The sequence below is a fragment of the Jiangella sp. DSM 45060 genome (assembly GCF_900105175.1).
Lineage (GTDB): Bacteria > Actinomycetota > Actinomycetes > Jiangellales > Jiangellaceae > Jiangella.
Genome location: NZ_LT629771.1, coordinates 965,889 through 986,514 on the forward strand (window position 1 = coordinate 965,889; position 20,626 = coordinate 986,514).

Sequence of the window (20,626 nt, forward strand, 5' to 3'; positions counted from 1 at the left end):
AGACACTCCCGTGAACCGTTACCGCCTTGCCCGGGCAGCGACCGCCGCTGTCCTCGTCCTGACCATCGCGGCCTGCGGCGGCCCGAGCTCGTCGCCGTCCGGCTCCGGTGAGGACGACACCGAGCTCGTGTTCTGGCACTACTTCACCGACCGTGAGGAGCTGCTGCAGCAGTTCGCGGACGAGTACGAGGCCGAGACCGGGGTGAGCATCGACCTCGTGCTCGTGCCCGGCGACACGCTGGGCCAGAAGTTCCAGGCCGCGGCGCAGGCCGGCACGCTGCCGGACATCTCCGCGGCGTGGGCCGGCGTCGGCGAGGAGACCGCTCCGTACGCCCGCGAGGGTCAGATCGCCGACCTCTCCGCGGAGATGGCGGACGGCTGGTCCGACCGGTTCGAGCCGAGCCTGCTCGCGGCCGCGTCCTTCCCGGAGGGCAATGGCTTCGACGTCCCGCCCGGGCCGTACTTGGTGCCGCTGGACAGCACGAACATGCAGATCCTCTACAACAAGCAGATGTTCGCCGATGCCGGCATCACCGAGCTGCCGACCACCTGGGACGACTTCATCGCCGCCGGCCGGCAGCTGGCGGAGGCGGGATTCGAGCCGTTCACGGCCGGGTTCGGTCAGTGGCCGCTGAGCTCGTTCGCCCAGGTCTACCAGTGGAACGTCATCGGTGAGGAGGACCTGAAGGCGACCTTCGCCGGGACCATGCCCTACACCGCCGAGCCCTGGGTGCGCATGCTGGGCCTGTTCGAGGAGCTCGGCCAGGCGGGGATCCTGGCCGACGGCACGGTCACCAACGACGCCCCCGCGTCGGAGTCGCTGTTCGTCAACGGGCAGGCGGCCATGCTGTTCGACGGGTCCTGGGCGCTCGGGGTGTTCAAGCAGCAGAACCCGTCGTTCACCGACTACGGCGTCTTCGTCCCGCCGTCGGCCGGAGACCACGCGGTACGTCTTCCGGGAGGCGTCGGCGCCATGGTCTTCGCCGTCGGGTCCTCGCCGCACCGGGACGAGGCGGTGGAGTTCCTGCAGTGGCTGACCGACACCGAGCGGCAGCGCACCTACGCCACCGAGAGCCTGAACCTGCCGGCCAACACCGACGCGGTCGACGACGGGCTGGACGAGAACCTGGCCGCGTTCGCGGCGCAGGGCGACGCCGTCGCGCCGACGCTGCCGACCCCGATGCCGCTCGAGGTCGACACCACCATGACCAAGGGGATCCAGCGCATCCTGCAGGGCCAGGACACCCCGGAGGGAGTGGCCGCGCTCATGCAGAAGGCGGCCGAGACCGGTCAGGCGCAATGACCACCTCCACTGTGCAGCGGCCGCCGGTCGCGGCCGGGGCGACCCGGCCGCGGCGGCGCCGCCGGTCCGGCGAGGCGTGGGTCGGCTACCTGCTGGTCGCCCCGGTCGTTGCGCTGTTCCTCGTCTTCTCCGCCTATCCGCTGCTGCGGACCGCGCAGATCAGCGTCACCGATTGGAACGGCCTGTCGGCGCACTTCGACTACGTCGGGCTGGCCAACTACTCCCGGGTGCTGACCGACCGGATCTGGGGGATCGCGCTGTGGCACGGGCTGCTGTTCGCCGTCGTCGCGCTGACGGTCATGCAGGGGATCGGGCTGGCGCTGGCGGTCGCCGTGGCCAGGCTGGTCCGGTCGGCGGGCATCTACCGGGTCTTCTTCTACCTGCCGCCGATCCTCTCCGCCATCGTCGTGGCGCTTGTCTGGAAGTGGTTCTACCAGCCGCACGGCGGTCCGCTGAACGAGCTGCTGGCCTCGGTCGGCCTCGACTCGCTGGCCCGGCCCTGGCTGGCGGACTCGTCGACGGCGCTGTGGGCCGTGTCGGCGGCGTCGGTCTGGCAGGGCGTCGGGACGCCGTTCCTGTTCTTCCTCGCTGCGGTGCAGGCCGTGCCGACGGAGCAGCTGGAGGCGGCCACCATGGACGGGGCGGGCGCGTGGCGGCGCTTCCGGGCCGTGACGCTGCCGTCGATCATGCCGGTGATCGGGCTGGTCAGCGTGCTGACGCTGCTCGGCGCCATGCAGATCTTCAACCTCGTGCTGGCGATGACGAACGGCGGACCGGGCTATGACACCGAGGTGCCCGTGCTGAACATCTACCGCAACGCGTTCGAGCTGGGCGAGTTCGGCTACGCGACCGCACAGTCGATCGTCTTCGGCCTGGTGCTGTTCGTCGTGTCCGGCGTGGCCATGGTCCTGTCGCGGCGGAGGAGCTGATCGTGACGAGGACCAGCAGGCTCGGCACGACGGTCACCCACCTCGGCCTGATCGTCTGGGCCGTCGGCTCGGTGCTGCCGATGGTGTACATGCTGTCGGCGTCGTTCCAGCCCACCGAGGACATCTACGCCGGCATCTCGCTGTGGCCGGGCCGGTGGACGTTCGACAACTACCGCGAGTCGTGGCAGGGCGCCGACTTCGGCGTCTACCTCGGGAACAGCGTCCTGTACACCACCGTGACGACGGCCGCGGTGCTGGTGTTCGGCGCGGGCGCGGCCTACGCCTTCGCCCGGCTGCGCTTCCCCGGCCGGGAACTGATCTACACGGCGCTGCTGGTGTTCCTGTTCCTGCCCATCCCCGGTGTCTTCATCCCGCTCTACACCGTGCTGGTGAGCCTGAACCTCGCCGACACCCGGATCGGCTACGTCCTGCCGCTGATCAACGCCTCGCTGCCGGTCGCGGTCTTCATCATGCGCCGGTTCTTCGAGCAGCTGCCCGAGGAGATCGACGACGCGGCGCGGATGGACGGCGCCGGCCCGGTCACGATCTTCTGGCGGATCGCCGTACCGCTGGCCCGCCCCGCCCTGGCCACCGTCGCCATCCTCACGGTGCTGAACTCGTGGAACGAGTTCGTGCTGGCGCTGATCGTGTTCTCGGACGAGAGCCTGATGCCGTTGCAGGTGGGGCTGCAGACCTTCCAGGGCACCTACTTCGCCCAGTACGGGCTGATGATGGCCGCCCTGACCGTCTCGACGGTGCCGGTCGTGATCGTCTACCTGCTGTTCCAGCGCAACATCATCAAGGGCATCACCGCCGGGGCGGTGAAGGGATGACCGCCCGCCTGGTGATCGGGGTGGACGGCGGCCAGTCGTCGACGCGCTGCCTGCTCGGCGCCGACGACGGCAGGCTGCTCGGGTGGGCGACCGGCCCGCCCGTGCGCCACGGCGCCGCCCCTGGCGCGGCCGACGACCTGCGCGCCGTCGTCGACCAGATCCTGGCCGACGTGACGGCGTCGGCCGGCGCCGCGCCGGGCGACGTCGTCGCCGCGCACCTGAGCCTGACGTCGGGGCTGGTGGTCGCGCGCGCCCAGGCGGAGCTCCGGCTGCCGGCTGCCACCGTGACCGCCGACAGCGACGCGGTCGGAGCGCTCGCGACCGTCACGACCGGGGCCGGCGCCGTGCTCGCGGCCGGCACCGGCGTGGTGGCCATGGCTCTCGGGCCGGACGGGCAGCGGGTCGAGGTAGGCGGCTGGGGAGCCGACCTCGGCGACGAGGGCGGCGCCTACTGGCTGGGGCTGCGGCTGCTGCAGGCCGCCACCCACGCCGCGGACGGCCGCGGACCCCGCAGCCCGCTCATCGACCGGGTGCCCGGCCTGCTGAGCGAGGCCGGGATCGTCGACGCGGCCGAGCTGCGCGAGTTGCCCGGCTGGATCGCCTCCGGGCAGCTGGACCGTCCGGCGATCGCCCGGCTCGCGGCCGCCGTCGCCGCGGCGGCCGCCGCCGGTGACCCCGTCGGGTCCCGGCTCGCCGACCGCGCCGGAGCGGAGCTGGCCCGCTGCGGCGACGCCTTGCTGCGCGCCGCCGGCTTCCTGCCCCGTCCGCGGCGGCTGGTGCTGGCCGGGGGCGTGCTCGAGGCCGGCGGCCCGGTCGCCGACAGCCTCGCCCGGCAGCTGGCCGACGCGCAGCCGCAGGTCGCCCTGATCCGCCCCGAGGCGCCACCGGTCGTGGGCGCCTACCTGCTCGGACTGCGGACCGCGGGGTCCGAGGCCGACCGCCTGCGCCGCGCGGCCATCGAGAGCTACGACGCACTGATGCGAGACCGACGTCCCATGGATGAGGAGAGATGACGTACCAGCACAACGCCAGCACCCGCCCGGCCCGGCCGGACCCGCCGGGGGAGGCCGCCGTGGCCAGCATCGCCGGAGGCGTCGTCGTCTCCTGCCAGGCCGGGCCGGAGAGCCCCCTGAACACCCCGGGCATCCTGGCGGCGCTGGCCCAGTCCGCCGAGCGGGGCGGTGCGGCGGGCTTCCGCGTCGACGGGCCCGCGAACATCGCCGCGATCCGTCTCGGCAGCGACCTGCCGATCATCGGCATCCGGAAGTGTCACGTCCCGGGCTCGGACGTCTACATCACGCCGACGCTGAGCGACGCGCAGGAGATCGTCGCGGCCGGCGCCGACGTCGTCGCGCTGGACGGGACCCCGCGCCCGCGGCCCGGCGGCGAGCGGCTGGAGACCATCATCGAGCGCATCCACGACGACCTGCGGGTCCCGGTGATGGCCGACATCGCCACCGGGGACGAAGGACTGGCCGCACACGACGCGGGCGCCGACCTGGTGGCGACGACGCTGGCCGGTTACACCACTCCGGGCGACCGGCGCACCGGGCCGGCGTTCGACGTCCTCGACCGGCTGGCGGCCGCCGGTGCGAGGTGCGTCGTCGAGGGCCGGATCTGGACCGTCGAGGACGTGCGGCGCTGCTTCGACGCGGGCGCCTACGCCGTGGTCATCGGCTCGGCTATCACCGTTCCCGAGTTCATCACCCGGCGTTTCGTCGGCGCCACGAGGAGTCACGTTGAGCTGCACTGACACGGCCATGAGCGACTACTTCGACGCGTTGCAGGCGCTGCTGCGCGACCTGCGCGAGCAGGAGTGGGACGCGTTGCGACGAGCCGCCGACGTCTGTGCCGAGGCGGTCGCCGCTCGCGGAGTCATCCACGTTTTCGACACCGGTCACCTGCTCTCGCACGAGATGATCTGCCGCACCGGCGGGCTCGTGGCCTACACCCCGCTGCGCATCGCCGGGACCGTCGACAACACCAACCCGCACCGCGGTGCCGCCGCACCGTCCGGCGAGGAGGCCGACCGGCGGCTGGTGGAGTGGGCCCTCTCCGGCGGGACGCTGCGCCGTGGTGACGTGCTGGTCATGAGCTCGGTCTCGGGAACGTCCGCCCTCGTGGTCGAGCTGACGCTGGCGGCCCAGGCGCTCGGCGTGACCGTCGTCGCCGTCACCGCGGTGCGGCACTCCAGCCGGCTGCCGTCCGGGCACTCCAGCGGCAGGCGGCTGCACGAGATCGCTGACGTCGTGCTCGACGACCACGCCGACTACGGCGACAGCATGATCGAGGTGGCCGGGCTCGGCAAGCGGATCAACCCCGCCTCGGGGGTGACCGGGGCGGTGCTGATGTGGGCGCTCAACGCCGGGGTCGTCGAGCGGCTGCTCGCCCGCGGTGTCGTGCCCAGCGTCTACACCAGCGTGCACCTGCCCGACGGACGGCGGCAGCTGGCCGAGGTCGAGGAGCGGTACCGGGTGGAGGGCCGGTGAGCGAGTACGACGCCTATCTCGACCAGGTGGCGGCGGCCCTCGACGCCGCCCGGGCCCAGGGGCCGACGATCGATACCGCCGCCACCTGGATGGCTGACGCCATCGCCGGCGGCCGCGTCGTGACGGTGTTCGGCGCCAGCCACGCCGGCCTGCTCGCACAGGACCTCATGTACCGCGCCGGGGGACTGGCCGCGATCGACGCCGTGCTGCCGCGGCAGCTCATGCTCGACACCCGGCCGGTCACCGACACCACGGCGTGGGAGCGCCGGCCCGGCTTCGGCGCCGAGCTGTTCGCCGGCCGCGGCCTCGGGCCCGGCGACGTCGTGATCCTGATCTCGGTGTCGGGCCGCAACCCGGTCATCGTCGAAGCCGCGACCACGTGTGCGGCGGCGGGCGCCCGGGTCATCGCCGTGACCAGCCTGGAGTACTCCCGGTCGGTCACCGGTCGCGGCGGACCGCGGCTGTTCGAGGTCGCGGACCTCGTGATCGACCTCCCGGGCCGGGTCGGCGATGCCTCCGTCCAGCTCGCGGCGGACTGCTGGGCCGGACCCACCTCGTCGGCGGTGGGCGCCGCCGTCCTGCACGGCCTCTGCGTCACCGCGGCGGCGCAGCTCGTCCGGCGAGGGGTCGAGACACCGGTGTTCCAGTCGGCGAACACCGACGACGGCGACGCCGCCAACGCGCGGCTGCTGGCGCGATATCGCGACCGCGTCGGCTACCTGGAGGGCTCGGCCATCACCACTGGTCCTTTTCCGGAGCCGGTCCGGTCATGGTGACGCCATCGTGGGTTGAGCGGCGTGCCCGGTCGAGGAGGATGAGGGGTACAGCAGCTGCCGCGAGGGCGGCCCCGATCAGGCACACGGTTGTGAGGGCCGCCCCTTGTGTGAGTGCAGCGGCTGCGAGAACGGGGGTGATGCTGATTCCCAGTTGGAATGCCGACACGGTGGTGGCACCGGCGAGGGTGGGCGCGTCGGCTGCGATGGTGAAGACGCGGCCGAAGACGGCGGGGTTCAGTACGAATGCGGCGATACCGATCAGGACAACGATGGGCACCACCACCCAGGCCTGCTGGATCGCAGCAGTCATCACCACCGACAAGATCACGATCGCTGATGCACCAGTCAGGAGTGCGAGGTGCGGCCGCTGATCGGAGACCCGGCCACCGATGGACAGACCGATGAAGGCGCCGACCCCCAAGAGCGCGAGCACGCCCGGGATCCAGACTTCGGGCATGCCGGTGATGTCTTCGAGCATGGCCGCCAGGAAGTTGAACGTGATCATGTACGCCGCGGTGGTCAGGAGCGTGATCGCATGGATGACCCACAGACTCGGGTTCCGCATCGTGGCGAACTCCCGCGACAAGCTCGGCCCGGTGGAGTCGGCGGAGTCGGAGTTGGCGGCGGCGGGTAGCCCGAGGAGGCACCCGATGGTCCCTACGACCGTGAGGGCAACGACGGTCCAGAAGCCGGTGCGCCACTGGGTGAAGTGGCTGAGCAGCGTGCCTACAGGACCACCAGCCACCATGGCCACACTGAGCCCGCTCACCACGACTCCGGAGGCGCGGGCTCTACAGTCCGGTGTCACCAGGCTGATCGCAGTCACCGCCGCGACGGCAAAGAAGGCCGCGTAAGCGATGCCCGCGACCAGTCGCGTGACCAACAGGACCTCATAGCTGCCCAGCTGTCCGACGGCAATACTGACGGCGAAGACACACTGGCTGGCCACCAGCGCGGTGCGGCGCGGCCAGCGCAGGCTGAGCACAGCGAACGGTGGCCCCCCGACCACGACGCCCAGCGCGAACGCCGTGATCAGGAACCCGGCAGAGGAGAGCGTGACATCCACGTCAGCGGCGACCGCCGGCAGTACGCCGGCCAACAGGAACTCCGCGCTACCCATGGCGAACAGGCTGAAGCCGAGCAGATACACCCCCGCAGGCAATCTCGTGGATCGACCGCTCAGGGACGACTCTGCGGTAGTGCCGGCCATCAGTTCACGCCCCCGTCATCGAGCCCGTCACTCGCGACGCCGGCTGAGTCCCCACCCGCTGCGCCAGCCGGCGTCGCGACCCGTGTGACGTGCGCGTCGACCAGGCGTACGCCGTGCACCGACACCGCCGACGTCATCGCCGTCGCCGAGTAGCGAGGACTACTCCGGCCGACAAGCCCGCGGCTCCACCGCCGATGATGACGCTGTCCCACAGTGTCGCTGCCTGCGGTCCGGTCGTTGATTGCCTTGTTGTGTCCATACGGATCACCTCCACCGAGAGGATCGGCGGCTTCGTTCACTTTCGACAACATTCGTTGCCGATTCCGGGACACACTGCTTGACTGCTGCCCATGGACGGTCAACCCAGCGTCAGCGCCGCGATCGAGCAGATCGCTCCTCGGCTACGAAGCGCCCGCGAGAAGAAGGGCATCAGCCTGGCCGACCTCGCGCGCGCCACCGGCATCTCGACCAGCACCCTGTCCAGGCTGGAATCAGCGCAGCGCAAGCCAAGCCTCGAACTCCTCCTACCGATCACCGCGGCACTGGGCATCCCTCTCGACGAGATCGTCGCGGCACCCCGGATCCTCGACCCTCGCGTGCCACAGCAGTCCACCGGAAAAGACGGCCGGGTGCTGATCCCCCTGTCACGACAGCAAGGCGAACCACGGGCGTACAAGATGACCATCCCAGCGCACGACAACGAGCCGCACCTACGGACTCACGACGGCTACGAATGGCTGTACGTGCTACGCGGACAACTCCGCGTGCGACTGAGCGACGAGGACTTCATCATGGGAGTCGGCGAAGCAGCCGAGTTCGACTGCCATATCCCACACTGGTTCGGAGCCTCCGCACGCGGGAGCGTCGAAGTCCTCAGCCTCTTCGGCAAGCAAGGCGAACGCATCCACCTGCGCACCCAGCGGCGCTGACGCCGGTCCTGCAACAGCTAGACGCCGGCCAGCCGCTCCACGGCCGCCAGCGGGATCGGCAGCCAGGTGGGCCGCCGCCGGGCCTCGAAGACCACCTCGTAGACCGCGGTGTCGGTCTCGTAGGCGGTCAGCAGCTCCGGCTCGTCGCGCGGGTCGAGCTGCGCCGCCGACGCGTATCCGTTGCAGAACGCCTCGCTGTTGCGCTGCGTCCACTCGTGCGCGCGGTAGGCCAGCTGGTCGTGCGCGGGGTCGTCCTGCGGGTGGTCGGTGATCAGCAGGTGCCGGGCGGCGTAGTCGAACGAGCGGAGCATCTGCGCGACGTCGCGGACGGGGGAGTGCATGGCCCGGCGCTCGGCCGCGGGCGCCATCAGCTCGCCCTCGAAGTCGATCAGCTTCCAGCCCAGCACGGTGCGCAGCACCTGGCCCAGGTGGTAGCTGCCGTGAACGCGCTGGACGGCCACCTCGCCGGCGCGCTCGCGCAGCACGTCGTAGTGCGTGCGCAGCCCGGCGGCGAACGGCTCGAGCTCGGGCACGGTCGCGACGGCGGCGTCGAGTCGGCGGGTCATGGTGTCGGCCAGCTCGTTCAGGCCGGACGGCGCCATGGCCCCGCTGGGCAGCACCTCGGCCAGCGTCTCGTGCACCCGCGCCGTCGCCATGCCCAGGCGGTACGACTCGGCCGCGAAGTCGCCGCCCACCTCGTCGGCGTGGAGGTCGCCCTCGGCGTAGAGGTCGCGCACGCTCGCGGTGGCCAGCGCCCAGCCGTCGGACGCCGTGGTCAGGAAGCCGCGCAGCATCGCCAGGCTGCCCGACCGCGGCGCGTCGTCGCCCGGCCCGGACCAGTCGCCGTCGACCCAGCCCAGGTACGGCGCGACCAGCGTGCTGCCGGCGTCGGTGAGCGCCTCGTTCAGCTCGACGTCGGGGTTCAGCCCGGGGTCGACCCGGCGGAACACCTTGAGCAGCGCCGCGTTGCCGTAGGCCAGGCTGGTGTTGTGGTGCTCGCCGGGCAGCACCAGCGACGGCTCGCCGTACGGCACCTTGACGTCGGGCTTGACGTGGAAGCGCAGGCCCTCGGCCGGCGGCGCGTCGTCGGCGAAGTGGTCCAGCAGGGCCGCCGTCGCCTCCTTGTCGTGCAGCGCGTCGTAGACGTGGCCGTCGGCGGTGTGGCCGAGGTGGACGTGGTCGAGGCGCTCGGCGCGCTGGCTGTGCACCGACAGCGGCACCTGGTAGACGTCGGCGCCGTCGGAATGCGTGACCTCGGCCAGCAGGTGCCACACCCGCGGCTCGCCGTCGTGCAGCAGCGCGGCCGCCACCGGCCGGACCTCGAGCGGCGCGGACCGCCCGCCGGTGAACCAGTGCTGGTGCGGCAGCCAGTCGGGCAGCAGCGCCACCGCCTCGGCGAGCCGAGCGTCGACCGTCACGGCATCGACTCCTCGGGCAGCCGGGCCAGCCGGAACCAGTAGAACCCGTGCGAGCCGAGGGTCAGCAGGTACGGCAGCTCGCCGATGGTGGGGAACCGCACGCTGCCGATCAGCTCGACCAGCTGCATGCCCTCGTACTGGCGCAGGTCCAGCTCGACCGGCTGCGGGAACCGGGACAGGTTGTTGACGCACAGCACGATGTCGTCGCCGAACGTGCGCACGTAGGTGAGCACCGTCGGGTTCGACCCGCCGAGGTCGACGAAGTCGCCCAGGCCGAACGCCGGATTCTGCTTGCGCACCTCGATCATCCGCTGGGTCCAGTGCAGCAGCGACGACTTGTTCGCCAGCTGCGCCTCGACGTTGGTGACCTGGTAGCCGTAGACGGCGTCCATGACGACCGGGAGGTCCAGCCGGCCGGGGTCGGCGGTGGAGAAGCCGGCGTTGCGGTCGGGCGTCCACTGCATGGGGGTGCGTACGGCGTCGCGGTCGCCCAGCCAGATGTTGTCGCCCATGCCGATCTCGTCGCCGTAGTACAGCACCGGCGAGCCGGGCAGCGACAGCAGCAGCGCGTTGAACAGCTTCATCTGGTTCATGTCGTTCTCGAGCAGCGGCGCGAGCCGGCGGCGGATGCCCAGGTTGGCCTTCATCCGCGGGTCCTTCGCGTACTCGGACCACATGTAGTCGCGTTCCTCGTCGGTGACCATCTCGAGCGTCAGCTCGTCGTGGTTGCGCAGGAACACGCCCCACTGGCAGCCGGACGGGATCTGCGGCGTCTGCGCCATGATCTCGCTGATCGGGTAGCGCGACTCGCGCCGCACCGCCATGAAGATGCGCGGCATGACGGGGAAGTTGAACGCCATGTGGCACTCGTCGCCGCCGACCTCGGGGTCGCCGAAGTACTCGACCATCTCGCTGGGCCACTGGTTGGCCTCGCACAGCAGCACGGTGTCGGGGAACTCGTCGTCCATCACCTTGCGCACCTTCTTCAGGAAGGCGTGCGTCTCGGGCAGGCTCTCGCCGTTGGTGCCCTCCTTCTCGTAGAGGTACGTGACGGCGTCGAGCCGGAAGCCGTCGACCCCCAGGCGCAGCCAGAACCGGACGACGTCGAGCATGGCCTCGTGCACGGCCGGGTTCTCGAAGTTGAGGTCGGGCTGGTGGCCGAAGAAGCGGTGCCAGAAGTACTGCCGGCGCACCGGGTCGTAGGTCCAGTTGGACGTCTCGGTGTCGTTGAAGATGATGCGGACGTCCGGGTAGCCGGTGTCGTCGTCGGCCCACACGTAGAAGTCGCCGTACGGGCCGTCGGGATCCTCGCGGGAGGCCTGGAACCACGGGTGCTGGTCGCTGGTGTGGTTCATGACGAGGTCGGTCATGACCCGCATGCCCCGGCTGTGCGCGGCCGCGACGAACTGGGAGAAGTCCTCGAGCGTGCCGAACTCGGGCGCGACGTCCATGTAGGCGGCGACGTCGTACCCGCCGTCGCGCAGCGGCGACGGGAAGAACGGCGGCAGCCACAGGCAGTCGACGCCCAGCCACTGCAGGTAGTCGAGCTTGCGGGTCAGCCCCTGGAGGTCGCCGATGCCGTCGCCCTGGGAGTCGTAGAACGACCGCACCAGGACCTCGTAGAAGACGGCACGCTTGAACCATTCGGGGTCGGTGCCGCGGGCGGGCAGGACCCAGGCCTGCTGCGTCTCGCTCATGGCCGGCACCATTCGATGGTAGAGGCGGTACGCACGATACCTCTCGGGACGACGTGTCGGGGCGGGCGTCGGCCCGCCCGATGAGCCATTCTTCATACCCACCTCGACGCGGGCAAACCGCCTCGTCCGGGGTCGGTCAGAGGCTGTCCAGGATCTCCCGCATGCGGTCGATCTCGATGCCCTGCTCGACGCTCACGTCGCCGGCCAGCTCCAGCACGCGCGAGTTGGTGCCGGTGTTCAGCTCGGCGGCGGCCATGTCGATGGCGCCGGCGTGGTGCTGGCTCATGTAGGTGAGGAACAGCTCGTCGAACTCCGCGCCGCTGGTGTTGCCCAGCTGCTCCAGCTGCAGCGGCGTGATCATGCCGGGCAGGCCGTGGTCGTGCTCGGCGCCCTCGGCCGGGACCGGCAGGCCGCGCTCGGTGAGCCAGCTCTCGAGGACGGCGATCTCCGGGCCCTGCGCGGCGATGATGCGGTCGGCGACCAGCAGGACGCGTTCGTCCTGCGCGCGGTCGACGGCCAGCTCGGCCATCGTGACGGCCTGACGGTGGTGCGGGATCATCTGCTCGACGAACCGGACGTCGGTCTCGCTGTGGCCGCCGTCGACGATCTCGATGTCCTCGCCCGGCTCGATGACGTCCGCCGTCTCGCCCGGACGGCCCGGCTGGATCACCCGGGAATCGGCCGTGACGGTGGACGTGCTCGGCGCGGCGCCGCGGCCGGTGTCGTCGTCGCCGCTGCACCCGGCCAGCGTGAGCAGGGCGGCGACCGCCGCCGCGGTCGTCGTGCCGAGGGTCGCGCGCCGCATCGTTCCTCCAGGTGGCCGGGGGACGGACCGGGCCAGCGTACGGCCGGATCGGCGCCGGCCGAAGCGTGTCAGAAACCGGACACGTCGAGGTTTCGCAGGTATGTGACAGAAGTATGGCCAATCTGGTCGATTGCCGTTATTGTTCGGCCCTGACCTTGATCGGCCCAGTCCTCTCTACCCCGGTGAGGTGTGCGCATGATCGGACATCGATGGAGAAGGAGGGCGGCCGGGCTTTCCGTCGCCGCCCTGGTGAGCGGCGGCCTGGCCCTCGGGGCCATCGGGACCTCCGCCGCCGACGACGGTGAGCTCCTGCGGGACTCGTCCAGCGAGGAGTGCGCCAACGCCGAAGCGCTGGAAGGCGCCGGCGACAACTTCGAGGAGAACTGCCTCACCGAGTCCGAGCTCGCGGACGCCCAGGCGTCGTCGGGCATCCTGCCGGTCGGCGGCGTGGCCAGTTCGCCCAACATCAGCCTGGAGTCGAACCTGCCCAAGGGTGGCGCGTTCAGCGCCGAGGGCGCGTTCAACTCCGACCTGGCGTTCCAGGGCAAGTACGCCTTCGCGGGCAACTACCAGGGCTTCACGGTCTACGACATCCACAACCCGCGCAAGCCGCAGCTGGTCGCGCAGGTGCTCTGCCCGGGCTCGCAGAACGACGTCTCGGTCTACGGCGACCTGCTCTTCCTGTCGACCGACTCGCGCTGGACGGACGACTCGTGCAGCGCGCAGGGCCCGCTGAACACCCAGCAGACCGTGGAGAACCCGGACTACTGGGAGGGCATGAAGATCTTCGACATCAGCGACGTGACCAACCCGCGGTACGTCGCCGCCGTCGAGACCAAGTGCGGTTCGCACACCCACACGCTGGTGCCGGGCGAGGAGAGCGTCTACATCTACGTCTCGTCCTACGACGTCAACGCCCAGCACGCCAAGTGCCAGCCGCCGCACGACCAGATCTCCATCATCGACGTCCCGCTGGACGACCCGGAGTCGGCGCACATCGCCGCCGAGCCCGTGCTGTTCCCGGACGCCGCCAACCAGGGCAGCAACACCCGCGGCTGCCACGACATCACCGCCTACCCGCACCTCGGCCTGGCCGCCGGCGCGTGCATGGGCGACGGCATCGTCATGGACATCACCGACCCGCTCGACCCGGTGATCCTCGACCAGGTGCGCGACGCGAACTTCGCGTTCTGGCACTCGGCGACGTTCAACAACGACGGCACCTCGATCATCTTCACCGACGAGCTGGGCGGCGGCAGCGGCCCGACCTGCAACCCGACGATCGGCCCGGTCCGCGGCGCCAACGCCATCTACACGTGGGACGGCGACTCGCTGGACTTCGCGTCGTACTACAAGATCCCGCGCGAGCAGGCGGCCACGGAGAACTGCGTGGCGCACAACGGCTCGCTGATCCCGGTGCCGGGCAAGGACATCTTCGTCCAGGCGTGGTACCAGGGCGGCATCTCGGTGTTCGACTTCACCGACCCGTACAACCCCACCGAGTTCGCGTGGTTCGACCGCGGCCCGCTGTCAGCCGACCGGCTGATCCTCGGCGGCGCGTGGTCGACGTACTACTACAACGGCTTCATCTACTCCAACGAGATCCAGCGCGGCTTCGACGTCTTCAACCTCAGGGACCCGAGGGTCGCGCCGGCCAAGGGCACGCGCTACGACGAGTTCAACGCTCAGACGCAGCCCGTGTACTGACACCGTGAGCGCACGAGCGGACGGCGACCCGGTCGCCGTCCGCTCGTCCGCCGGTAAGGCCCGCGTAACAGTCAGCGACTAGCGTTGGGTCGTGCGAGCGATCCGACGACTCATGGTCCGTACCGTCCTGCCCGAGCCGCTGGCCGCGCTCGGCGAACTCGTCACGAACCTGCGGTGGTCGTGGCACCAGCCGACGCAGGAGTTGTTCGCCGCCGTCGAGCCGGATCTGTGGGCCGAGGTCGGCCACGACCCCGTGCGGCTGCTCGGCGAGGTGCGGCCGGAGCGGCTGGCCGAGCTGGCCGCCGACCCCGCGTTCCTGGGGCTGGTCCGGGCCGCCCACGACGACCTCCAGCAGTACCTGACCGAGGCGCGCTGGTACCAGGACCACGACGGCGGCGCGCCGCGCGGCGTCGCGTACTTCTCGCCCGAGTTCGGCATCACCCACGTGCTGCCGCAGTACTCCGGCGGCCTGGGCATCCTGGCCGGCGACCATCTCAAGGCCGCCAGCGACCTCGGTGTGCCGATCATCGGCGTCGGGCTGCTGTACCGGCACGGGTACTTCGTCCAGTCGCTGTCGCGCGAGGGCTGGCAGCAGGAGCGCTACCCCGTCGTCGACCCCGACAACCTGCCGCTGGTGCGGCTGCGCGAGGCCGACGGCACGCCGGCGCAGGTCACCATCGGCATGCCGGGCGGGCGGGTGCTGACCGCCGCCGTCTGGGTGGCGCAGGTCGGCCGGGTGCCGCTGCTGCTGCTCGACTCCTACATCGACGACAACGGGCCGGTCGAGCGCGACGTCACCGACCGGCTGTACGGCGGGAGCCGCGAGCACCGGCTGCTGCAGGAGATGCTGCTCGGCGTCGGCGGCGTGCGGGCGGTGCGGGCCTATTGCCGCATCACGGGCGTGCCGGCGCCGGAGGTGTTCCACACCAACGAGGGGCACGCGGGCTTCCTCGGGCTCGAGCGCATCCGCGAGCTGGTCGAGGAGCGCGGGCTGACCTACGAGGCGGCGCTCGAGTTCACCCGGGCCGGCACCGTGTTCACCACGCACACGCCGGTGCCCGCCGGCATCGACCGGTTCCCGATGGACCTCGTCCGCGAGCACTTCGGCGGCGCCAACGCCAGCCCGAGCCTGTCCGTCGAGCACATCCTGGCGCTGGGCGCCGAGGACTACGAGGGCGGCGACCCGTCCGTGTTCAACATGGCCGTCATGGGGCTGCGGCTCGCGGCCCGCGCCAACGGCGTCAGCACCCTGCACGGCGAGGTCAGTCGTGGCATGTTCGCCGGGCTGTGGCCGTCGTTCGACGAGCGCGAGGTGCCCATCGGCTCGATCACCAACGGCGTGCACGCGCCCACCTGGGTGGCACCGGAGATCCTGCGGCTGGAGGAGAAGGCCGTCGCCGGCGGCGGCTGGACGGCCGCCACGACCACCGTCTCCGACGCCGACCTCTGGACGACGAAGCGGGCGCTGCGGGCCCGGCTGGTCGAGGCGGCGCGGGCGCGGCTGCGCGACGCCTGGCGCGGGCGCGGGGCGTCGGAGGCCGAGCTGGGCTGGATCGACGGCGTCCTCGACCCCGGCGTCCTCACCATCGGGTTCGCCCGCCGGGTGCCGTCGTACAAGCGGCTCACGCTGATGCTGCGCGACCCGGCCCGGCTCAAGGCGCTGCTGCTGCACCCGGAGCGTCCGGTCCAGTTCGTCATCGCAGGCAAGGCGCACCCGGCCGACGACGGCGGCAAGCGGATGATCCAGGAGATGGTCCGCTTCGCCGACGACCCCGAGATCCGGCACCGCATCGTGTTCCTGCCCGACTACGGCATCGGCATGGCGCAGGACCTCTACCCCGGCTGCGACGTGTGGCTGAACAACCCGCTGCGCCCGTACGAGGCATGCGGCACGTCCGGCATGAAGGCGGCGCTCAACGCCGGGCTGAACCTGTCCATCCGCGATGGCTGGTGGGACGAGTGGTCCGACGGCCTCAACGGCTGGGACATCCCGTCCGCCGAGGGCGTCGAGGACCCGTCCTACCGCGACGAGCTGGAGGCGACGGCGCTCTACGAGCTGCTGGAGAACGAGATCGCGCCCCGCTTCTACGACGTCGACGGCGAGGACGTCCCACGCCGCTGGGTCGACCAGCTGCGCCACACCCTCACCACGCTCGGCCCGAAAGTGCAGGCCACCCGCATGGTCCGCGACTACGTCGAGCGGCTGTACCGGCCGGCGGCGCAGGCGGGTCGCACGCTGAACGCCGACTTCGACGGCGCGGTCTCGCTGGCGGACTGGAAGGAGCAGGTCCGCGCCGCCTGGCCGCAGGTCCGCGTCGTCCATGTCGAGACCACCACCGCCGACACCTTCGAGCGCGGCCAGACGCTGCGGCTGCACGCGTTCGTCACCCTCGGCCCGCTCACCGCAGACGACGTCGACGTCCAGGTCGTCCACGGCCCCGTCGACGACGCCGACACCCTGCGCGAGCCCGCCGTCACCCCCATGACGCTGAGCGAGCGCCAGGACGACGGCGCCTACCGCTTCGACGGAGAGGTCCAACTCGACCGCACCGGCGCCTTCGGCTACACCGTCCGCATCGTCCCTCGCCACCCGTTGCTCTCGGACGGCAGCGAACTGGGTCTGGCCGCGCTCCCGGAGTGATGGGTGGGGTATCCGGGCCGCCCTGGCTGCCTCGATCCCTCACCCATCCGAGAGCGCTGTCCACAGATCGCTCCGGCTATCTTTCGCGGCCTCGCTTGCGCGGGCAGGCTCGGCTTCATGGCTCGCTTGGAGGTGCTCCGGCTCGCCGCGGCGCAGGACGGGTTGATCACCCGGTCCCAGGCACTGTCGGCGGGCATGTCGATCGGCGCGCTGCGGCACGCCGTTCGCGCGGGCGGCTCGTGGCAACGCGTCGTGCCGGGGGTGTACGCGACCTTCACCGGCCCGCTGCAGGACCTCCACCGGCTGCGTACGGCCGAGCTCGTCGTCGGCGCGGACGGCATGATCACCGGTTCGTGGGCGTGCCGGTCGTGGGGGCTGCGGTACGGTCCCGAGCCGGGTGAACAGGTGGACGTGTTGCTGGACCGGCGGCGCGACCGCGGGCGGGTGGGCTTCATCCGGGTCATTCGCACCTCGCACCTACCCGAGCCGAGGCGGTGCGTCGACGAGGCACGATTCCAGGAGCTGCGCCGATCTGGGCCACCACTCGAGTTGGTCTTCGACGGTACCGTGTCGAGTCCGGGCGTGGTCACGCTGGCACCGCCGGCGCGTGCCGTGGTCGACACCATCGTCCACGCGCGACAGCCGTGGGCCCTGCGCGACGCCCGGGCACTCATGTGCGAGGTGGTTCAGCGCCGCCGTTCGACGGTGGCCGAGCTGTGTGCAGAAGTGGCTGCGGCGCCACGTCGCGGCGGCGCCGTGGCTCGCCGGGCGATCAGAGACATCGCCGCCGGCTGTCGGTCAGCGCCGGAGTGCGAGCTGCGTGACCTCGTCCTCACCAGCCGCCTGCTGCCCGAACCGCGGTGGAACCGCACGCTGCCGGGTCACCGGCGTATCGTGCCGGACGCCTGTTGGCCGGAGGCGCGGCTGGTGGTCGAGGTCGACTCGCGGAGCTTCCACGGCTTCGGCGACGCGCCGCGGCGGACCGAGGAACGGCGCGCCCGATACGCGATGCTGGGCTGGCGGGTACTGCCTGTCTCGCCGATGCGGTTGCGGAGCGAGCCGCAGGCCGTCCTGCGTGAGATCGAGGCCGCCTACCTGGCTGGTGATTGAGGGTTTGGTGTCGCCCTGGCGGCACCAAACCCTCAACCATCGGCGGGTCAGTAGTCGTAGCCGCCGCCACCGTCGTCGCTGGACGGGGCGGAGCCGTCGGTGGTGACGGCGTGCCAGACGAAGTGGGTGCCCTGGAAGTCGTCCTCGAAGCCGTCGCCGGTGAAGGAGCCGGGGCCGGAGTCCTCGGAGAACGTGTACAGCGGCTTGCCGTCGAGGGTGAGCTGGTCCGAGCCGTCCGGCCGCGCGATCACGCCGAACTCGCCGTCGACACCCTCGACACCGGAGGGGACCTCGGAGCCCGTCATGGCGACCGGCGGCCAGAAGTCCTCGCAGCCGTCGACGCAGAGGATGGTGCCGTCGGCCTCGGCGTCGGTCGTGTAGAGCGTGTTGCCGTCGGCGTCGGTGAGGACGGTGCCGAAGTCGGAGATCTCCCGGGTGCCGACGATCCCGTCCGTCGTCGTCTGGGCCTCGGCCCCGTCGGAGGACGAGTCGTCCGAGCCGCAGGCGCTCAGCGCGAGCAGGGCCGCGGCCGCAACGCCGATCAGGCGGAGCCGCCGGGACCCGGTGTGCAGCGAAGTGTTCATACCAGTGGTACGGCCGAGCCGCCCGCGGGGATTCAGTCGATCACGCGCAGCAGCAGACACGACCGTCCGGTCAGCCGCACCCGGCCGGCCGCCCGGTGCCGCCGTCCCTCGGCCGCGGCGGAGGCGGTGTCGAGCACGACCTCGTACGACGCCGCCCAGAACCGGCCGGGCAGCCGCACGTCGAGGGCGTCGGCGCCGGCGTGGACGTACAGCAGGAACGACTCGTCCAGGATCGGCTCGCCGCGCACGCCGCGCGACCGGATGCCCTCGCCGTTCAGGTACATGCCGAGCGTGCGCAGCGACCCGTCGTGCCACTCGGTCTCGGTCATCTCCGCACCCGACGGGGCGAACCACGCGATGTCCTTGCGGCCGCCCTCGACGACCGGGACGCCCTCGAAGAACCGGCGCTGCCGCACGACCGGGTGCGCGCGGCGGAACCGCAGCAGCCGGCGGACGTGCTCGAGCAGCTCGGGGTGCTCGGCGGCCAGCGACCAGTCGATCCAGCTGATCTCGTTGTCCTGGCAGTACGCGTTGTTGTTGCCGCGCTGCGTGCGCCCCGCCTCGTCGCCGGAGAGCAGCATGGGCACGCCGGTCGAGAGCAGCATCGTCGTCAACATGTTCTTCACCTGACGCAGCCGCAGCTCGCGCAGCGCGGGGTCCGGCGGCACGGGGTCACCCTCGACGCCGTGGTTCCAGGACCGGTTGTTGTCCGTGCCGTCCCGGTTCTCCTCGCCGTTGGCCTCGTTGTGCTTGCGGTCGTAGGAGACGAGGTCGCGCATGGTGAAGCCGTCGTGCGCGGTGACGTAGTTGATGGACGCGTACGGGCGGCGGCGGTCGTCGGCGTACAGGTCGGAGGAGCCGGAGAGCCGGAAGGCGAGGTCGCGGACGCCGGCCGCGGCGCCGCGCCAGTGGTCGCGGACGGAGTCGCGATAGCGGTCGTTCCACTCGGTCCACAGGTGCGGGAACTCGCCGACCTGGTAGCCGCCGGGCCCGACGTCCCACGGCTCGGCGATCAGTTTCACCTCGCGCAGCACCGGGTCCTGCCCGATGACCGTCATGAACGAGCCGAGCATGTCGACGTCGTGCATCGACCTGGCCAGCGCCGACGCGAGGTCGAAGCGGAAGCCGTCGACGTGCATCTCGCCGACCCAGTACCGCAGCGAGTCCATGACCAGCCCGAGCACCTGCGGGTGCGCGACGCGGAACGTGTTGCCGGTGCCGGTGTAGTCGAGGTAGCGGGACCGGTCGGCGGGGTCGACGTGGTAGTACGCCTCGTTCGCGATGCCGCGGTAGGCCAGCGTCGGGCCGCCGTCGCCCTGCTCGGCCGTGTGGTTGTAGACGACGTCGAGGATCACCTCGAGCCCGGCCTCGTGCAGCGCGCGGACCATGGCCTTGAACTCGTCGACCTGCTCGCCCCGCGTGCCCGCCGACGAGTACGCGTTGTGCGGCGCGAAGAACGCCAGCGTGTTGTAGCCCCAGTAGTTCAGCGAGCCGCGGTGCAGGAAGTCGGGCTCGCTGACGAACTGGTGGACGGGCAGCAGCTCGACGGTCGTGATGCCGAGGCCGGTGAGGTACTCGAGGGCCGCGGGATGGGCCAGCCCGGCATAGGTGCCGCGCAGCTCCTCGGGGACGCCGGGGTGGCGCATGGTGAAGCCGCGCACGTGCGTCTCGTAGAGGACGGTCTCGGACCAGGGGACGCGCGGCGGGGCGTCGCCGCGCCAGTCGAACGGGTGGCGGTCGACGACGACGGACTTCGGGACGTACGGGGCGGAGTCGCGGTCGTCGCGCACGTGGTGGTCGCCGCCCTCGTCCATGGACGGGCGCACGTGGCCGTAGACGGCCGGGTGCGCCGTCAGCGCGCCGTCGACGGCGCGGGCGTACGGGTCGGTGAGCAGCTTCGCCGGGTTGAACCGGCGGCCGGTGGCCGGGTCCCACGGGCCGTGCACCCGGAACCCGTACCGCTGGCCGGGCCGCACCCCGGGGACCGCGCCGTGCCAGATGTCGAACGTCCGGTTGGGCAGCACCAGCCGCGTCTCGGCGCCGTCGTCGTCGAACAGGCAGACCTCGACCTGCTCCGCCTCGGGGGCCCAGAGGGCGAAGTTCGTGGCGGCCACGTCGTAGGTGGCTCCGAGCGGGGTCCAGTGACCGGGCCAAGGCTCCATCGCGACATCCACGCGGGGCATTGTTTCTCATGC

At 71.2% G+C, this 20,626-nt stretch carries 17 protein-coding genes; 11 read left to right on the forward strand and 6 right to left on the reverse strand.

Annotated features, from left to right (window positions below):
* Nucleotides 1-10 precede the first annotated feature (10 nt).
* From BLU82_RS04315 to BLU82_RS04345, 7 genes are read left to right on the forward strand one after another with little or no spacing between them, the layout of a single operon-like run.
* The gene (locus BLU82_RS04315) at nt 11-1,303 is read left to right on the forward strand and encodes an ABC transporter substrate-binding protein (RefSeq protein ID WP_092616067.1); all 1,293 of its coding nucleotides are present in this window, start codon (nt 11-13) and stop codon (nt 1,301-1,303) included.
* Complete coding sequence (locus BLU82_RS04320; RefSeq protein ID WP_092616070.1) at nt 1,300-2,232, forward strand: carbohydrate ABC transporter permease; 933 nt, start codon at nt 1,300-1,302, stop codon at nt 2,230-2,232. Before BLU82_RS04315 ends, BLU82_RS04320 begins: the two co-directional genes overlap by 4 nt.
* Before the next feature lie 2 nt (nt 2,233-2,234).
* Complete coding sequence (locus tag BLU82_RS04325; protein WP_092616073.1) at nt 2,235-3,065, forward strand: carbohydrate ABC transporter permease; 831 nt, start codon at nt 2,235-2,237, stop codon at nt 3,063-3,065.
* Nucleotides 3,062-4,078 (forward strand): N-acetylglucosamine kinase, encoded by a 1,017-nt coding sequence (locus tag BLU82_RS04330; RefSeq protein WP_092616076.1) that lies wholly within the window; start codon nt 3,062-3,064, stop codon nt 4,076-4,078. The genes BLU82_RS04325 and BLU82_RS04330 overlap by 4 nt, the downstream gene beginning before the upstream one ends.
* Entirely contained in the window at nt 4,075-4,818 is a 744-nt protein-coding gene (locus BLU82_RS04335) for an N-acetylmannosamine-6-phosphate 2-epimerase (RefSeq protein ID WP_092616079.1), read from the forward strand. The genes BLU82_RS04330 and BLU82_RS04335 overlap by 4 nt, the downstream gene beginning before the upstream one ends.
* Nucleotides 4,805-5,554 carry a sugar isomerase domain-containing protein gene (locus BLU82_RS04340; protein ID WP_157740563.1) on the forward strand — a complete coding sequence of 250 codons (750 nt, stop codon included), beginning with the start codon at nt 4,805-4,807 and terminating at the stop codon, nt 5,552-5,554. Before BLU82_RS04335 ends, BLU82_RS04340 begins: the two co-directional genes overlap by 14 nt.
* The gene (locus BLU82_RS04345) at nt 5,551-6,330 is read left to right on the forward strand and encodes a sugar isomerase domain-containing protein (RefSeq protein WP_092616086.1); all 780 of its coding nucleotides are present in this window, start codon (nt 5,551-5,553) and stop codon (nt 6,328-6,330) included. The genes BLU82_RS04340 and BLU82_RS04345 overlap by 4 nt, the downstream gene beginning before the upstream one ends.
* Here BLU82_RS04345 and BLU82_RS04350 read toward each other — a convergent pair.
* Nucleotides 6,290-7,540: an MFS transporter gene (locus BLU82_RS04350; RefSeq protein WP_092616091.1), complete on the reverse strand. Its 1,251-nt coding sequence runs from the start codon at nt 7,538-7,540 to the stop codon at nt 6,290-6,292. The genes BLU82_RS04345 and BLU82_RS04350 overlap by 41 nt on opposite strands.
* 350 nt (nt 7,541-7,890) lie before the next feature.
* Here BLU82_RS04350 and BLU82_RS04355 point away from each other — a divergent pair, with 350 nt between their 5' ends.
* Nucleotides 7,891-8,469 (forward strand): helix-turn-helix domain-containing protein, encoded by a 579-nt coding sequence (locus BLU82_RS04355; protein WP_092616095.1) that lies wholly within the window; start codon nt 7,891-7,893, stop codon nt 8,467-8,469.
* Nucleotides 8,470-8,486: 17 nt separating this feature from the next.
* On the opposite strand, the gene BLU82_RS04360 is transcribed toward BLU82_RS04355, so the two are convergent.
* From BLU82_RS04360 to BLU82_RS04370, 3 genes are all read right to left on the reverse strand, one after another.
* Entirely contained in the window at nt 8,487-9,887 is a 1,401-nt protein-coding gene (locus tag BLU82_RS04360) for a hypothetical protein (RefSeq protein WP_092616098.1), read from the reverse strand.
* Nucleotides 9,884-11,584 carry a maltose alpha-D-glucosyltransferase gene (treS, locus tag BLU82_RS04365; protein WP_231947708.1) on the reverse strand — a complete coding sequence of 567 codons (1,701 nt, stop codon included), beginning with the start codon at nt 11,582-11,584 and terminating at the stop codon, nt 9,884-9,886. Before treS ends, BLU82_RS04360 begins: the two co-directional genes overlap by 4 nt.
* A gap of 136 nt (nt 11,585-11,720) precedes the next feature.
* Nucleotides 11,721-12,389 (reverse strand): DUF305 domain-containing protein, encoded by a 669-nt coding sequence (locus BLU82_RS04370; RefSeq protein ID WP_092616104.1) that lies wholly within the window; start codon nt 12,387-12,389, stop codon nt 11,721-11,723.
* A 195-nt stretch (nt 12,390-12,584) separates the two neighbouring features.
* Between BLU82_RS04370 and BLU82_RS04375 the strand changes: the two genes are divergently transcribed.
* The 3 genes from BLU82_RS04375 (at nt 12,585) to BLU82_RS04385 (ending at nt 17,847) form a co-directional block, all read left to right on the forward strand.
* Nucleotides 12,585-14,096 (forward strand): LVIVD repeat-containing protein, encoded by a 1,512-nt coding sequence (locus BLU82_RS04375; protein WP_092616107.1) that lies wholly within the window; start codon nt 12,585-12,587, stop codon nt 14,094-14,096.
* A 91-nt stretch (nt 14,097-14,187) separates the two neighbouring features.
* The gene (gene glgP / locus BLU82_RS04380) at nt 14,188-16,737 is read left to right on the forward strand and encodes an alpha-glucan family phosphorylase (protein ID WP_092616110.1); all 2,550 of its coding nucleotides are present in this window, start codon (nt 14,188-14,190) and stop codon (nt 16,735-16,737) included.
* 3 nt (nt 16,738-16,740) lie between these two features.
* Nucleotides 16,741-17,847, forward strand: coding sequence for a type IV toxin-antitoxin system AbiEi family antitoxin domain-containing protein (locus BLU82_RS04385; RefSeq protein ID WP_157740565.1), 1,107 nt, complete (start codon nt 16,741-16,743; stop codon nt 17,845-17,847).
* 47 nt (nt 17,848-17,894) lie between these two features.
* On the opposite strand, the gene BLU82_RS04390 is transcribed toward BLU82_RS04385, so the two are convergent.
* Nucleotides 17,895-18,431 carry a hypothetical protein gene (locus BLU82_RS04390; RefSeq protein WP_092616116.1) on the reverse strand — a complete coding sequence of 179 codons (537 nt, stop codon included), beginning with the start codon at nt 18,429-18,431 and terminating at the stop codon, nt 17,895-17,897.
* 32 nt (nt 18,432-18,463) lie between these two features.
* Nucleotides 18,464-20,614 carry a glycogen debranching protein GlgX gene (glgX, locus tag BLU82_RS04395; RefSeq protein WP_197682737.1) on the reverse strand — a complete coding sequence of 717 codons (2,151 nt, stop codon included), beginning with the start codon at nt 20,612-20,614 and terminating at the stop codon, nt 18,464-18,466.
* Between the last annotated feature and the right edge of the window lie 12 nt (nt 20,615-20,626).

Bases quoted from the DNA above. Each gene is read 5' to 3' on its own strand.
- BLU82_RS04350 (WP_092616091.1), bottom strand. From the start codon at position 7,540: ATGGCCGGCACTACCGCAGAGTCGTCCCTGAGCGGTCGATCCACGAGA.
- treS (WP_231947708.1), bottom strand. From the start codon at position 11,584: ATGAGCGAGACGCAGCAGGCCTGGGTCCTGCCCGCCCGCGGCACCGAC.
- BLU82_RS04330 (WP_092616076.1), top strand. From the start codon at position 3,062: ATGACCGCCCGCCTGGTGATCGGGGTGGACGGCGGCCAGTCGTCGACG.
- BLU82_RS04335 (WP_092616079.1), top strand. From the start codon at position 4,075: ATGACGTACCAGCACAACGCCAGCACCCGCCCGGCCCGGCCGGACCCG.
- BLU82_RS04390 (WP_092616116.1), bottom strand. From the start codon at position 18,431: ATGAACACTTCGCTGCACACCGGGTCCCGGCGGCTCCGCCTGATCGGC.
- BLU82_RS04370 (WP_092616104.1), bottom strand. From the start codon at position 12,389: ATGCGGCGCGCGACCCTCGGCACGACGACCGCGGCGGCGGTCGCCGCC.
- glgX (WP_197682737.1), bottom strand. From the start codon at position 20,614: ATGCCCCGCGTGGATGTCGCGATGGAGCCTTGGCCCGGTCACTGGACC.
- BLU82_RS04355 (WP_092616095.1), top strand. From the start codon at position 7,891: ATGGACGGTCAACCCAGCGTCAGCGCCGCGATCGAGCAGATCGCTCCT.
- BLU82_RS04320 (WP_092616070.1), top strand. From the start codon at position 1,300: ATGACCACCTCCACTGTGCAGCGGCCGCCGGTCGCGGCCGGGGCGACC.
- BLU82_RS04375 (WP_092616107.1), top strand. From the start codon at position 12,585: ATGATCGGACATCGATGGAGAAGGAGGGCGGCCGGGCTTTCCGTCGCC.